The sequence below is a fragment of the Mycobacterium sp. genome (assembly GCF_050701675.1).
GTDB lineage: Bacteria > Actinomycetota > Actinomycetes > Mycobacteriales > Mycobacteriaceae > Mycobacterium.
The window spans coordinates 1-14,321 of record NZ_JBOGDD010001045.1 but is presented as its reverse complement, the minus strand read 5'-3'; the positions used below and the strand labels follow the sequence as shown (position 1 = coordinate 14,321).

The 14,321-nt window shown below is 67.0% G+C and carries 10 protein-coding genes; 5 read left to right on the top strand and 5 right to left on the bottom strand.

The window, feature by feature from the left end; all coding sequences use genetic code 11:
- Positions 1 to 63 precede the first annotated feature (63 nt).
- On the top strand, positions 64 to 636 hold the full coding sequence (locus ACRDUX_RS32060) for a TetR/AcrR family transcriptional regulator (RefSeq protein WP_526420080.1): 573 nt from the start codon (positions 64 to 66) through the stop codon (positions 634 to 636).
- Positions 637 to 641: 5 nt separating this feature from the next.
- Here the strand turns inward: ACRDUX_RS32060 and ACRDUX_RS32055 are convergent, their stop codons facing one another.
- The 4 genes from ACRDUX_RS32055 to ACRDUX_RS32040 form a co-directional block, all read right to left on the bottom strand.
- Positions 642 to 3,020: an arylsulfatase gene (locus tag ACRDUX_RS32055; RefSeq protein ID WP_526420078.1), complete on the bottom strand. Its 2,379-nt coding sequence runs from the start codon at positions 3,018 to 3,020 to the stop codon at positions 642 to 644.
- Between the two features lie 127 nt (positions 3,021 to 3,147).
- Entirely contained in the window at positions 3,148 to 3,861 is a 714-nt protein-coding gene (locus ACRDUX_RS32050) for a siderophore-interacting protein (RefSeq protein ID WP_526420076.1), read from the bottom strand.
- A gap of 143 nt (positions 3,862 to 4,004) precedes the next feature.
- On the bottom strand, positions 4,005 to 5,162 hold the full coding sequence (locus ACRDUX_RS32045; RefSeq protein ID WP_526420075.1) for an acyltransferase family protein: 1,158 nt from the start codon (positions 5,160 to 5,162) through the stop codon (positions 4,005 to 4,007).
- The gene (locus ACRDUX_RS32040) at positions 5,159 to 6,844 is read right to left on the bottom strand and encodes a DEAD/DEAH box helicase (protein ID WP_526420074.1); all 1,686 of its coding nucleotides are present in this window, start codon (positions 6,842 to 6,844) and stop codon (positions 5,159 to 5,161) included. The genes ACRDUX_RS32045 and ACRDUX_RS32040 overlap by 4 nt, the downstream gene beginning before the upstream one ends.
- Positions 6,845 to 6,948: 104 nt before the next feature.
- Here ACRDUX_RS32040 and ACRDUX_RS32035 point away from each other — a divergent pair, with 104 nt between their 5' ends.
- The 4 genes from ACRDUX_RS32035 (at position 6,949) to ACRDUX_RS32020 (ending at position 13,231) form a co-directional block, all read left to right on the top strand.
- Positions 6,949 to 7,494, top strand: coding sequence for an LppP/LprE family lipoprotein (locus tag ACRDUX_RS32035; protein WP_526420072.1), 546 nt, complete (start codon positions 6,949 to 6,951; stop codon positions 7,492 to 7,494).
- 214 nt (positions 7,495 to 7,708) lie between these two features.
- Positions 7,709 to 8,380: a GntR family transcriptional regulator gene (locus tag ACRDUX_RS32030; RefSeq protein WP_526420070.1), complete on the top strand. Its 672-nt coding sequence runs from the start codon at positions 7,709 to 7,711 to the stop codon at positions 8,378 to 8,380.
- A 40-nt stretch (positions 8,381 to 8,420) separates the two neighbouring features.
- A complete protein-coding gene (locus ACRDUX_RS32025) occupies positions 8,421 to 11,864 on the top strand; it encodes a TM0106 family RecB-like putative nuclease (protein ID WP_526420068.1) in 3,444 nt (1,147 codons plus the stop codon).
- Positions 11,861 to 13,231 (top strand): FAD-binding oxidoreductase, encoded by a 1,371-nt coding sequence (locus ACRDUX_RS32020; protein ID WP_526420066.1) that lies wholly within the window; start codon positions 11,861 to 11,863, stop codon positions 13,229 to 13,231. Before ACRDUX_RS32025 ends, ACRDUX_RS32020 begins: the two co-directional genes overlap by 4 nt.
- A 1-nt stretch (position 13,232) precedes the next feature.
- On the opposite strand, the gene ACRDUX_RS32015 is transcribed toward ACRDUX_RS32020, so the two are convergent.
- Positions 13,233 to 14,321, bottom strand: a 1,089-nt coding sequence (locus ACRDUX_RS32015) for an MFS transporter (RefSeq protein ID WP_526420064.1), incomplete at its 5' end; no start/stop codon positions are given.

Here is a 14,321-nt window from a genome sequence, read left to right as displayed (position 1 = left end):
GGTTTGGGCGGGGGGCAGTTACGTGCGCCGACCACTGTCCGTGCCATTTCGGGTGATGTGACGGTGGCGGACTGGCTGGCTGCCAACCGTAGTGATGCCGCGGCACAGAGGATCCTGGACGCGGCCGAGGAACTCTTCGCCCGCCACGATCCCGCGAGCGTCGGCATGAACGACATCGCCAAGGCCTCAGGCTGTTCCCGCGCGACGCTGTACCGCTACTTCGAGAACCGTGACGCGCTCTACACGGCCTATGTCCACCGGGAGGCGCACCGGGTGTTCCGCGAGTTGGGCGAGCAGGTGACCGGCATCGGCGACCCCCACACGCGACTCGTCGAAGGCATCGTCGCGGCGCTGCGTCAGGTCCGCGAAAGCCCCGCCCTGTCATCGTGGTTCGCACCCACTCAGCGCCCCATCGGTGGCGAGATGGCCGAACGCTCCGAGGTGATCAAGGCGCGCACGGAGGCCTATCTCGCGGCGCTTGGAGTCGAGGACGTCGAAAGGCGAGCTCGCTGGCTGCTGCGCGTCATGGTCTCGCTACTGGTGTTCCCAGGGCACGACGAGGCCGAGGAGCGTGCGATGCTCGAGGAATTCGTGCTGCCGACCGTGATGCCCACGACGCGGCAGTCCACCAGTTAGGCCGGCTACTGCCGCGCCATTGCCACCCGGAAGCGTTCGTCGGGATCGATGTAATGGTCGGCGTCCTTGGCGTCGTCGCCCAGATCGATTCGCACCCAGTCGATCTTGCCATTGAACTTGCTGGTGTGGGCGGTGTAGTCCGGGCTGACGGTGGTGCCGGACTCGTAGCCGACGTCGGTCGTCTCGTCGGCGGAGAAGATGAAGCCCTGGGTGAGATCGACTCGGCCGCTCCCGACTTCTCTGCCGTCGTAGTACAGCGTCACGGCACCCCCCTTGCCGAAACCCCCACCGTCGTAGGCGAACTCCATGCGCACCTGGCCGGTGCCAGCCGGAATGGGCTCACGAGCCTCGACGTCGAAGGACTTGATGCCAAGCACGTTGTAGTGGAACTTGGCTCGACCGTCCTTGGCGTACAGACTCCAACCGCCGAATCGACCGCCCTGGGCGATGATCACGCCTTCGGCGCCGCCGGTAGGCACGTCGACCTCAGAGGTCACTGCGAACGACTTGTTCTTGACGTCGACCACGCTGTTCTCCGACAGTCGGCCCATGCCCGCGAACAGCAACTGACTATTGCCCTTGATCAACGATGGCCGGCCGGCTGACGTGGGGTTGATGCGCTCGATCTGGCGGTCGTCGAGCGGAAGCACGTTGTACTTGACGGCTTCGATCAACCAAAGACGCTGCAGCTCGTGCAGTTTCTCCGGATTCTCCTTGGAAAGGTCATTGGCCTGTGTCCAGTCGACGTTGCCGTCATAGAGTTCCCAGACGTCGTCGTCGAAGGCTGGCATCACTGCTCCGCCCATCGCCCACGGCGTGCGGTGCTTGGTCACCGCACTCCAGCCCTTGTGGTAAATCCCGCGGTTGCAGAACATCTCGAAGTACTGGGTCTGGTGGCGCTCGGCGGCATCGGCGTCGTTGAAGCTGTAGAGCATGCTGGTGCCCTCATAGGGACTCTGCAGCACCCCGTTGACCAGCGTCGGCGCGGGGATGCCCGCAGCTTCCAGCACCGTTGGCGCCAGGTCGATGACGTGGGTGAACTGGTTGCGGTGGCCACCCTTGTCCTCGATCCCCTTGGGCCAGTGCACGATCGTGCCGTTGCGGGTGCCACCCCAGTGCGACGCCACCTGCTTGGTCCACTGGTACGGCGAATCCATCGCCCACGCCCAGCCGACGGCGTAGTGGCCGTAGGAACCCTCTCCGCCGAACTCGTCGATCTTCGACGCGAGGAATTCGGGAGTCTCGATGTCGGCCATGCCGTTGAAGTTGGCCATCTCGTTGAAGGCACCCTGCAGCGTGCCCTCCGCGGACGCCCCGTTGTCGCCGATGATGAGGTAGACCAGCGTGTCGTCGAGGACGGGTTCGAGGGCATCAAGCAGCCGGCCCACGTGATGGTCGGTGTGCTCCAGGAACGCGGCGTAGACCTCCATCTGGCGCTCGAGCGCCGGCTTGAGCGCGGGGTCCATGTCGTCCCACGCCGGGATCTCGGCGTCGCGCGGAGTCAGCACGGCGTCTGGTCCGATGACGCCCAGTTCCTTCTGCCGCTCGAAGGTGAGCTCCCGCTGGCGATCCCAGCCGTCCGCGAACTTGCCTCTGTACTTGTCGATCCACTCCTGGGGCACGTGGTGCGGCGCGTGCGTGGCACCCGGTGCGAAGTACATGAAGAAGGGCTTGTCGGGCAGCAGCGCCTTCTGCTGGCGCGCCCAGTTGATCGCCTTGTCGGTCAGGTCCTCGGTCAGGTGGTAACCCTCGGCAGGCGTCTTCGGTGGTTCGATCGGGGTGGTGCCCTCGTACAGGGCGGGATCCCACTGGTTGTTCTCGCCGCCGATGAAGCCGTAGAAGTACTCGAATCCGCCACCGCCAGTCGGCCATGCGGTGAAGGGGCCTGCGGGACTGGTCTGCCACACGGGAACCTCGTGGCACTTGCCGAACTGGGCCGTCGAGTAGCCATTGAGCTTCAGAGTCAACGCCAACGGCGCCTTCGTGTTGGGGAGCACCGAGGTGTATCCGGGTGCAGCCGTGGCGGTTTCGGTGATGTTTCCCATGCCGACGGAATGGTGGTTGCGTCCGGTCAGAAGCGCCTGACGGGTCGGCGAGCACAGCGCCGTGGTGTGGAACCGGTTGTACTTCAGTCCCCCAGCGGCCAGCTTTTCGAAGTTTGGAGTTTCACACGGTCCGCCGAACGCGCTACTGGCGCCGAATCCGACGTCGTCGATCAGGACGACCAACACGTTGGGTGCAGTCGCGGGCGGCCGGATGTCCCTGATCGGCGGATAACTGGTATCGGGATCCTTCGCGTCGTACGTCGTGAGGCCGATGTGCGCGACGTCGGGAACGGGAAGAATGTCACGCCGGACCGGCGGCGCTTGATCGAGAGAGCTCATTGACGTCCACTCGCCGAAGTGATCGCCCATGCTGGCGATCTCGGACCGCTGTGCTCGAGTCCGAGACGGCCAGACTAGGCGTCGGCGTCTGGCGCCGCGCGGAATTGACGCTCGTGTCGAGAAGTAGTCACGCCGCCCAGTAGGCCTGAGCCTTCACCGCCTTGCGCGGGATCTTGTAGTCCTCGCGGAAGATCTTGGCGACGGCGCGCGTGGTGCGGTTGTCGCAGGCGACCCAGCCGAAGTGGTCCGCGGCGTCGAATGCCGACGCGCCGACCGCCTCCACCAACGCCGCGCCGTCGTTCTTGCGGTCGATCCACGTGACCCCACCCCTGGCGACCGGCAGCTCGCGGTCGTCGTCGTGCGCCGACTCGAGGAAGACCGTGGCCGGGGTGTCCCCGATCGCGCCGAGCAGCGAGTTGATCGCGGGCAGCGACGCCGTGTCACCGACGATGACGTACCCGGCAGGCGTGGGTTCGGGCAGCGTGAAGTCGCTGCCGAGCAGCGTCACCTCGAGGGTGTCACCTGCCGCGGCCCGCGAGGCCCATCGCGTCGCCAGTCCTTCGTGCATCGAGAAGTCGATGTCGAGCGTTCCGGCGGCGGCATCGGCGTTCACCAATGTGTAGCCGCGCTGGTGGGACTTCGAGCCGTCGGGAAACCAGCCGCGGACCCACATGGTCGGGTGGACCTGCCGCTGGTCGAGCAGATCCTTGCCCTCGAAGTGCAGCCGCACATAGTTGGGCGTGAGTTCGGTGCGTCCCGTAACGGTCAGCTCGTAGTCGCCGCCTCGCCACAACTTGACGAGGGTGCCGGTCAACCCGCGCGACGGCTTCTCCTTGGCCATGCTTACCTCCCAATCGACTTAGGTAAGCATACCCTAACCAATCCGTCGTCGAGGCGCCGGACCTTCCCCGCCGAACGTGGATTACCCCCACGCTTTCTTGAGGCAAGAGTGGGGGTAATCCACGTTCGGCGAGGTCAAGGGAGCTAGGTGCGCACCCGGGTGAGGCGGTGCAACAGCCAGGCCAACGGGATCGTCACCACCAGAGTCACGGCGAAGAGCCAGAAGATCGAACCGGTGTAGATCGGAAACCGAAGGATCTCCACCATCACCAACTCCATCGTGACCAGGTGGATGAGGAAGATCTCGTAGGAAATCTCACCGAGGAACACCACCGGCCGCGAGGCAAGGAGACGCGTGTACCAACCCTGCGCGTCGTCGCTTCCCCTCAACGCCAGCGGGGCCACCACCAGCGTCGAGATCAGTGCGTAGAAGAACGCCTTCGCCAGGCCTTCGCGCAGTTCTGCCGGTGACGTCGTCGGCGCACCCGCGATCGGGGTCGCGGCGATGAAGTAACAGACCAGCGCCAACGGAACGCAGATCATCGCGTAGGCGCGCACCCCCAACGGGAGCAGGGCGGCAAGCAGCATGCCCCCGACGAACCACATCAGGTACGTGGGCAGCCACAGCGGCGCGCCGTCGGGCAGGAAGTCGGTGGTGTGGACCAGGACCAGCCACGCCGGGCTGACGAGCGAGAGCACCAGCAGTCCGAGGATCAGCCGCACCGGGTGCCACTGCCTGCGACAGAGCACCACCAACAGCACGTAGGCCAGCAGCGGCAACGCCACGTAGAACGCGGCCTCGACGGCGAGGCTCCACATCTGCGTCAGCCCCTGGTGCAGATAGGAGAACAGGTAGTCGTCGGTGTAGATCTGCGTCAGCGTCAGGTTGCGGAACAACCCCATCCAGGTGTGACCGGGATTCGGCCCCCCCATGCGGAAGTGGTACACGAGGTAGGCCGCGAGCACCGTGATGACGTAGGCAGGCATGATGCGCCGCACCCGGTGCCAGGCGTAGCGACGGACTGACGGCGGCTCACCGGCTCCGGAGTCGGGCTGCCGACGACCGTCGGCCTGGGCGTTAGCCCGCACCCAGGGCGAGAACAGCAGGAAGCCAGAGAGCACGAAGAAGATCGGGACGCCGATCTCCGCGCGCGAGTACAACAGCCCGACGTAGCCGTGGGTGTACTTGCCCGTGGTGTACGCGGCATGCGTCAGCATCACCAGGAGTGCGGCGACCGCGCGAATGCCGGTCAGGGAGGCTACCCGTTCAGATGAGCGCCTAGGGGAGTCAACCGTCGTCACTTCGACTTGTGATGGTGCGGCGGACCAGCTGGACCCGCCCGGTCAGGCCGAAGGTTGATCAACACACCCGAGATGCGGGTGTGCTCGAGCTTCTTCAGCGTCTCCCTCGACAACTTCGCGGGCAGCTCGACCGTCGAATGGTCCATCTTGATGGTGATGTGGCCGAAGTCGCTGCGGTGCAGGCCACCCTCGTTGGCGATCGCGCCCACGATCGAACCGGGACCGACCTTGTGCCGCTTGCCGACCGCGATGCGATAGGTCGCGAGGTCGTCGCGGTTGCGGTCCCGCGACTTGCGCGGCGGACCGTCGTCACGTGCCGGCCGCTCCTTGCGCTTCTCCGGGGGCGGCTCCGTCATCAGGAACTCGCCACCGCCGCGGCTCTGGACCGCCAGCGCAGCGGCGATCTCGGCCGTCGGCACGTCGTGGTCGCGCTCGTAACCCTCGATCAGCTTGCGGAACAACTCGATGCCGGGTGCGTTCAGGGCCTCGGTGATCGATTCGCGGAACTTCTCCACCCGCCTGTCGTTGACGTCGTCGACCGACGGCAGCTGGGACTCGACGAGCTTCTGCCGGGAGACCCGCTCGATCGAATTCAGGAGGTGCTTCTCGCGAGGCGTGACGAACAGCACCGCCGCGCCAGAACGGCCGGCCCGACCGGTACGACCGATGCGGTGGACGTAGGACTCGGGATCGTGCGGGATGTCGTAGTTCAGAACGTGTGAGATGCGCTCCACGTCGAGACCGCGCGCCGCCACGTCGGTGGCGATCAGGATGTCGATCGTCCCGTCCTTGAGCTGCGCGATGGTCCGTTCGCGCACGGCCTGAGCGATGTCGCCGTTGATCGCCGCGGCCGAGAATCCCCGCGCGCGAAGCTTCTCGGCGACCTCCTCGGTGGCCTGCTTGGTCCGGACGAACACGATCATCGCCTCGAACGGTTCGACCTCGAGCAGCCGGGTGAGCGCGTCCATCTTGCGCGACCCGGCCACCTGGATGTAACGCTGCGAAATGTTCTCCGCGGTGGCGGTTTTCGACTTCACCGTGACCTGGACGGGATCGTGCAGGTACTTGGAGGTGATCTTGCGGATGGCGGGCGGCATGGTGGCCGAGAACAACGCCACCTGCTTGTACTCGGGCGTATCGGCGAGAATCCGCTCGACGTCCTCGGCGAAGCCCATCTGCAGCATCTCGTCGGCCTCGTCGAGCACCATGTAGTCGAGGTGCGAGAGGTCGAGGCTGCCCTTCTCCAGGTGGTCGATCACCCGGCCGGGCGTGCCGACCACCACCTGCGCACCGCGCTTCAGCCCGGCCAGCTGTGGACCGTACGACGATCCGCCGTACACCGGAAGGACGTGCACCGGCAGGTGCGCACCGTATCGGCTGAACGCCTCCGCCACCTGCAGCGCCAGCTCCCGCGTCGGCGCCAGCACCAGCGCCTGCGTGGTGCGACTGGAGGTGTCGATCCTGGACAGGATCGGGATGGCGAAGGCCGCGGTCTTGCCGGTTCCGGTCTGCGCGAGCCCGACGACGTCGGAGCCCGCCATCATCGGCGGAATCGTGGCCGCCTGGATTGCCGACGGCGACTCGTAACCGACGTCGGCGAGGGCCTGCAGCACCGAAGGGTGAATTTGCAGGTCAGCAAAGGTTAGTTCGGCGCTCTTCGCGTCGGGTTCTTCAGACGTCATCGAGGTTGCAGTCTACGGGTACTCGCAGCTCTCTCCCCCATCATGAAGCCATGATGACGTCGAGCACCTTCGGTCGCCCTTCATAATGTCCCAGTGATGTCCCAGTGAGGTGGTTCGCGGTTCTGGCGGCAGTCGCGGTACTCGCAGGCTGCGGGGCGAGCGACTCGACGGTGTCCAAGACGCCCGCGGCCACCGTCGCACCCGTACAAACGGCTCCCCCGGCGCCTGCCCCGACGGTCGCGTCCGGTCCGTCGCCCGCACCTGCGCCAGCCGACCCGTGCGCCATCAACCTGACGGCGCCCGAGATCGCGAAGGCCGTATCCGACCTTCCCCGCGACCCGCGCAGTGGCCAGCCGTGGAGCTCAGAACCGCTGGCGGGCAATTACAGCGAATGCGCGCAGCTGTCCGCGATCGTCATCAAGGCGAACACCAACGCAGACAACCCGAACACCCGCGCGGTGCTGTTCCACCTCGGGAAGGTCATCCCGACGGGTGTGCCGGACACCTACGGCTTCAACGGGATCGACAACGAGGCCACCACCGGTGACACCATCGCACTGATGTACCTCAACGAAACCAGCGGACTGAGGAGCGTCGTCCGATTCCACTGGAACGGCAACGGGGTCGAGCTCATCGGCAACACGGGTTAGGCAGCGGGTAGTCCGCCACCGATGAACTTCCCAAACTTCGATCTAGACAGCACGATTCGACGCTCCAAACGACGCTGATTGGATGCTGTCGACTGTATGCTGAAACGCGCGGGAACCCGAACCCGCCCCGACGTGACGAGGAGCGCGAGTCATGGCGCACGCGTCGACAACTCACACCGACTCCGATGATGGGCGTCCAGCCCCCACGAGGCCCGTGAGGTCACCCATCGAGCGGCCGGCGCCCCTGCGCCAAGCCGTCTTCGACGCCCTCGTCGAGATGATCATCACTCGCGAATTGCAACCGGGTGAGCATCTGGTCGAGAAAGACCTGGCGGCCTCGCTGGGGGTGAGCCGGCAGCCCCTCCGGGAGGCGCTGCAGCGCATGCACTCCGAGGGCTGGGTGGATCTGCGGCCCGCACTCGGTGCGTTCGTTCACATCCCCACCGAGTCCGAGGCAGACCAGCTTCTCGCCGTGCGCAGCATCCTCGAGGCCGAGTCCGCCAAGCTGGGCGCCGAGCAGGCGACGCCCGAGCAGGTAGAGCACCTATGGGGGTTGCAACGCATTGGCGAAGAAGCGCTCGTCGTGGACGACCAGAAGGTCCTTCTCTCGGCCAACGCCTCGTTGCACACCTACATCGTTGCCATGTCGGACAACAAAGTCCTTGCCGATCTCAGGGCTTCAGTCGAGCAGCGGGTGCGGTGGTACTACATGCCCGTCGCCCAGGTGCGATCGAGAGACGCCTGGGAGGAGCACGCCGAGTTGATAGAAGCGATCGCTAGCCGCGACGGCGGCAGGGCCGGCGCCCTGATGCGCATCCACACCGAGCGCACCAGGGTCATTTATCGGGAGCAACGTCGAAGGGAAGCGGCCGGGGGAATCGGCTGAGAGCGCCTCGCTGTCGGCGAGCTGACCTACAGTTGCGGGCGTGTTCGTCCTAGCTGATGGGGGTGATGACCGCGTCGTCTACAGCGCCTCCGATCTCGCCGCCGCAGCGCGGTGCGAGTACGCGCTGCTGCGGGCCTTCGACGCCAAGCTCGGACGCGGCCCGAACATCGGGGTAGAGGACGAACTGCTCGCCCGCACTTCGACTCTCGGTGACGAGCACGAACGCCGCCAGCTTGACGACCTGCGCGCCGAGTTCGACGGCGACGTGACGGTCATCGGCCGCCCGAAGTACACCGCCGCAGGCCTTCGTGCCGCGTTCGACCAGACGATGCGCGCGGTCGAGGGCCGTTCTTCGGTCATCTACCAGGCGGCGATGTTCGACGGCCGGTTCGCCGGTTTCGCCGACTTCCTGGTACTCGAAGGCGACCGATACCGCCTGCGTGACACCAAGCTCGCCCGCTCGGTCAAGGTCGAAGCGCTGCTGCAACTGGCGGCCTACGCCGACACCCTTGCCCGCAACGGCGTGCCGGTTGCCGACGAGGTCGAACTGGTCCTCGGTGACGGCGCGGTCGCGGCCTACCGGGTGGACGAATTGCTTCCCGTCTACCTGCCACGACGCGCCGCCCTGGAACGCCTGCTCGACGACCACCTCGCCGGCGGTGCGGCCGTGACGTGGGAGGACGACGCCGTTCGCGCGTGCTTCCGCTGCCCCGAGTGCGCCGTCCAGGTACGCGCCACCGACGACCTGTTGCTGGTGGCGGGGATGCGGGTCAGCCAACGCGCCCGCATGCTCGACGCAGGCATCACCACCGTGCATGCGCTGGCGGAGCACACCGACGCGGTACCCGAACTCTCCACGCGCACGGTGAACAAACTCACCGCGCAGGCTCGGCTGCAGATCGCCGAGCGGGTCGACGGCAAGCCGCCGTACGAGGTGGTCGACGCGCAGCCTCTGATGACGCTGCCGGACGCCGACAAGGGCGATGTGTTCTTCGACTTCGAGGGCGACCCACTGTGGACGGTCGACGGCCGCGAGTGGGGCCTGGAGTACCTGTGGGGCGTATTGACCGTCACCGACGAGTTCACCCCGTATTGGGCCCACGACCGGGCCAGCGAGCGGAAGGCCCTCGTCGACTTCCTCGCCATGGTGCGCAAGCGTCTCAAGCGCTATCCGGGCATGCACGTCTACCACTACGCGGCGTATGAGAAGAGCACGCTGCTACGCCTGGCCGGGCGCTACGGCGTAGGTGAGAACGCCGTCGACGACTTGCTGCGCAACGGCGTGCTCGTCGACCTCTATCCGTTGGTGCGCAAGAGTATTCGCGTCGGCACCGAGAGCTACAGCATCAAGTACCTCGAGCCGCTCTACATGGGCAACGAATTGCGCAGCGGCGAGGTGACCACGGCCACCGACTCCATCACGCAGTACGCCCTTTACAGCGCACTGCACAATGCCGGAAACGTCGACGATGCAGCGATCGTGCTCAAGGAGATCGAGGACTACAACCGCTACGACTGCCGGTCGACGCGTCGGCTGCGCGACTGGTTGATGGCAAGGGCCATCGAATCGGAGGTGCCGCCCCGCGGCCCGCAACCCGTGCGCGACGCCGACGCCCAAACCGCGGTCGAGATCGCCGACGGGCTCGAACGCACGCTGATGCGCTTCGCGGGCGACGGTGTCGACGAACGCACCGCCGACCAGACCGCCGTGGCGATGGTGGCGGCCGCCCGCGGTTACCACAAGCGTGAGGACAAGCCGTTCTGGTGGTCTCACTTCGACCGCATCAACAACCCCGTCGACGAATGGGCCGACGCGAGCGGAGTGTTCATCGCCGAGCACGCCGAGGTCGTTGCCGACTGGCACAAGCCGCCGAAGGCTCGCAAGCTGCAGCGGCAGGTGATGCTGACCGGCGAACTCGCCACGGGCGATCTCGGGCGCGGCGACGTCTACGCGCTCTACGCGCCCCCAGGGCCGACGGGCCTGGCCGGGGACCCCGACCGTCGCGTCTGGGGCTCGGCGACGGCACTGGAGTGCGACGATCCGTCGGCACCCACCCAAGTTCTCATCCGGGAACGCGAACCCAAAGACGGGGGCACCTTCGACGAGTTGCCGTTCGCGCTGACCCCAGGGGCGCCGATCAACACCAAGCCTCTGCAGGACTCGATCGCGGCAACTGCGGCATTCGTCGGTGCCGCGTTGCCCAACCTGCCTGCCGACGCGGTGACCGACATCCTGCTGCGCCGTCCGCCGCGCACCGTCAGCGGTGGCGCACTCCCCCGCACCGGTGTGGTCACCGATGACATCGCCAACGCCCTCCTGGATCTCGATTCGTCCTACCTTGCGGTGCACGGGCCGCCGGGTACCGGCAAGACGTACACCGCGGCTCGGGTCATCGCGCGACTGGTCGGCGACCACGGTTGGCGGGTCGGCGTCGTCGCACAGTCGCACGCCGTCGTCGAGAATCTCCTCGGGGGCGTGATCGACGCTGGCGTGGACCCCGATCGGGTGGGCAAGAAGAAGGCCACCGACGCACCGTGGCGGGTAGTCGACGAGAAGGACTACGCAGCGTTCATCGCCGACCACCAAGGCTGCGTGATCGGCGGCACCGCATGGGACTTCGCCAACGACGGCCGCGTCGCGCGGGGCAGCCTCGACCTGCTGGTGCTCGAGGAGGCCGGCCAGTACAGCCTGGCCAACACCATCGCGGTGGCGAGCGCAGCCAGGAATCTGCTGCTGCTGGGCGATCCGCAGCAGCTGCCGCAGGTCACCCAGGGCACCCACCCCGAACCCGTCGACCACTCGGCGCTCGGCTGGCTGGTCTCGAATGGATCGGCAGGCCACCACACCCTGCCCCCGGAACGGGGGTACTTCCTCGACCTGTCCTACCGCATGCATCCCGCGGTGTGTGGTCCGGTGTCGCGGCTGTCCTACGACGGTCGCCTCCGCTCGCACGAGCAGGTCAGCACCGCCCGGCGCCTCGATGGAGTGACGCCGGGAGTGCGAGCCCTCGAGATCGACCACGACGGCAATTCGACCGACAGCCCCGAGGAAGCCGACGCGATCGTCGAGGAGATTCAGCTGCTCCTCGGTACGCCGTGGACCGACGAGAAGGGCACGGTACCGCTCGGCCAGGACCACGTGCTGGTCGTCACCCCCTACAACGCACAGGTGGTCACGCTGCGGCAGCGACTCGACGCCGTTGGCCTTACCAGCATCGAGGTAGGCACCGTCGACAAGTTCCAAGGCAGGCAGGCCCCCGTCGTATTCGTGTCGATGACCGCATCCACTGCCGACGACGTACCGCGCGGAATCTCCTTCCTGCTGAATCGGAATCGGCTCAACGTCGCCGTGAGCCGGGCCAAGTACGCGGCGATCATCGTCCGCTCGACACTCCTGACCGACTACCTGCCGTCCACGCCGGACGGATTGATCGAGCTCGGCGCGTTTCTGTCGCTGGCGTCGTGTGATACACCGTCGGAATGAGTGACCCGTTGTCCGCAGCACTGACCGACCGGCTCACCGCGATCGTCGGCGCCAAGTACGTCAGCACCGATCCCGACGTCCTTGCCGGGCGCTGCGTCGACTACACCGGACGCTACCGGGGCCGAGCCGCCGCGCTGGTTCGCCCTGGCTCCGAGGACCAGGTCGCGGCGGTCCTGCAGGCGTGTCGCGACGCGGGCGCGAGCGTGACGGTGCAGGGCGGGCGTACCTCATTGGTGGCGGGCACCGTCCCCGAGCACGACGACGTCCTGCTCTCCACCGAAAGGCTCTCGGCCATAGGCGAGGTCGACACGGTCGAACGCCGAGTCCATGCGGGCGCAGGGGCCACGCTGGCGGCGGTGCAGCGCGCCGCGTCCGACGCAGGGCTGGTGTTCGGCGTCGACCTCGCCGCGCGGGACTCGGCGACAGTGGGCGGCATGGCGTCGACGAATGCGGGCGGATTGCGGACCGTGCGCTACGGCAACATGCGTGAACAGGTCCTCGGCTTGGACGTCGCGCTGCCCGACGGGTCGGTGTTACGGCGCCACAGCGAGGTGCGCAGCGACAACACCGGCTACGACCTGGTGTCGGTCTTCGTCGGCGCCGAGGGCACGCTCGGCGTGATCACGGGCCTGGATCTGCGGCTGCATCCCACACCGACACAACGCATTACGGCGATCGTGGGGTTCGACGACCTCGACGCGCTCATCGACGTCGGCCGCGAGTTCCGTGACGCCGACGGCATCGCCGCCCTCGAACTGATCGACGCGAGGGCAAGCGCGCTGACGTCCGAGCACATGGGCGTCGGCGCCGCGGTCGACGGCGCCTGGCAGCTGCTCATCGAACTCGCAGGCGATGTCGACCACACCGAGCGACTGGCCGACGCACTCGAGCGTGCCGACCTGGCCGGCGAACCCGCGGTCGGCGTCGACACCGCCACCCAGCAGCGCCTCTGGCAGGTACGCGAGGCCGTCGCCGACGTGCTTGGAATCTACGGCCCGCCCCTGAAGTTCGATGTCTCACTGCCACTTTCGATGATCGCACAGTTCGCCACGGCCGCAGCCCGGCTGGTGGCCGAGCACGCCCCCGAGGCCATCCCCGTGCTTTTCGGGCACATCGGCGAAGGCAATCTGCATCTGAACCTGGTGCGCTGCGTGCTCGACACCGAGTCCGAGCGGGCGTTGTACTCGGCGATGATGGCGCTGATCGCCAAGTGCCGCGGCAACGTCAGTTCCGAACACGGAGTGGGGACCCGCAAGCGCGACTACCTGACGATGTCGCGCACCGGCGCGGACATCGCCGCCATGCGTGCATTGAAGACGGCGTTCGACCCGGACGGCTATCTGAACCCCGCCGTGCTCTTCGACTGACTCAGTCCCGGAACGGCATGGAGTGCCTGCCGTAGGTTCCCGCGTCGCCCCCGCCGTCCTCCCCGCGTGAATGCCTGCCGCCACGGGGCGCCGCGGGCGGCAGAACCTGGAACTTGTCCTCCGCGTCGTGGTGAAACCCGTTGCGGGCAAACCCGATCGGCTCAGGCGCCCATGTGGGTACGCGCGCCGAGTCCTCGAGCAGCTCATCGAGGATGCTCCGCCACGGCGCGTCTTCGTTCCGTGGGGGCACTGGCTGCGGCGCCCGGAGGGGTTCGGCGACGACGATGAGCTCGGGCACCGTGTCCGGCTCGGAGTCGACGTGCGGTTGCACGGGGTCGTCCTCCATCAGGCTGTGCCACGTGTCAGTCGGCCCGCCGTGCCAGGTTTCGGCAGGCGCGTGCATCGGGTGTTCGACGTGCACTGCGAGCGGCTCGGTAACGCTCTCGTCGGCGGGGACGACGACGGTCCGCCTTCCCACGGCGTGGCGGAGTTCGTCCCACTGGGCTTGGCCCTCTGCCTCCCCGTCTTCTGAAGTCCACTCGACGGCGTATTCGACGTAGTCGTCGTCATCGGGAAAGTAGTCGGGTTCGAGCCGTGCGTCGTCGAACCGAGTCGTAGACCCACGCCGGGCGGCGGACACCTGGCCGTCGCCGAAACCGCGCAGGAACAACGCGGCGATCACGCCGAACAGCGCGACGAAGGCTGGCAGCAGCAGCGACTGAGAGAACGCGGTCGAGAACGGCTCGTGTAGGAAGCCGGGCAGCCGGGTCACCGAACCCTCGCCGACCCCAGGGTCCTCGGCGGCGGGTATCGCGGCGCTGATCTGCGACGTCATGAACGCCGCCATGCCCGCACTGCCCAAGACGCCGCCGACCTGCCGCGTCGCGTTGTAGACGCCAGACCCGGCGCCCGCCTCTTCCGGCGGCAGGTTGCGGGTGGCGGTGGCCGCCAGCGGGGACCAGATGAACGCCATCCCGATGCCCATGAGCACGAACGGCAGCACCAGCCGCCAGATCGGCGTCGTCGGCGTCATCTCGATCGACAGCCAGGTGAGAGCGATCGCCACGGCGGAGAACCCGAACCCCACGAT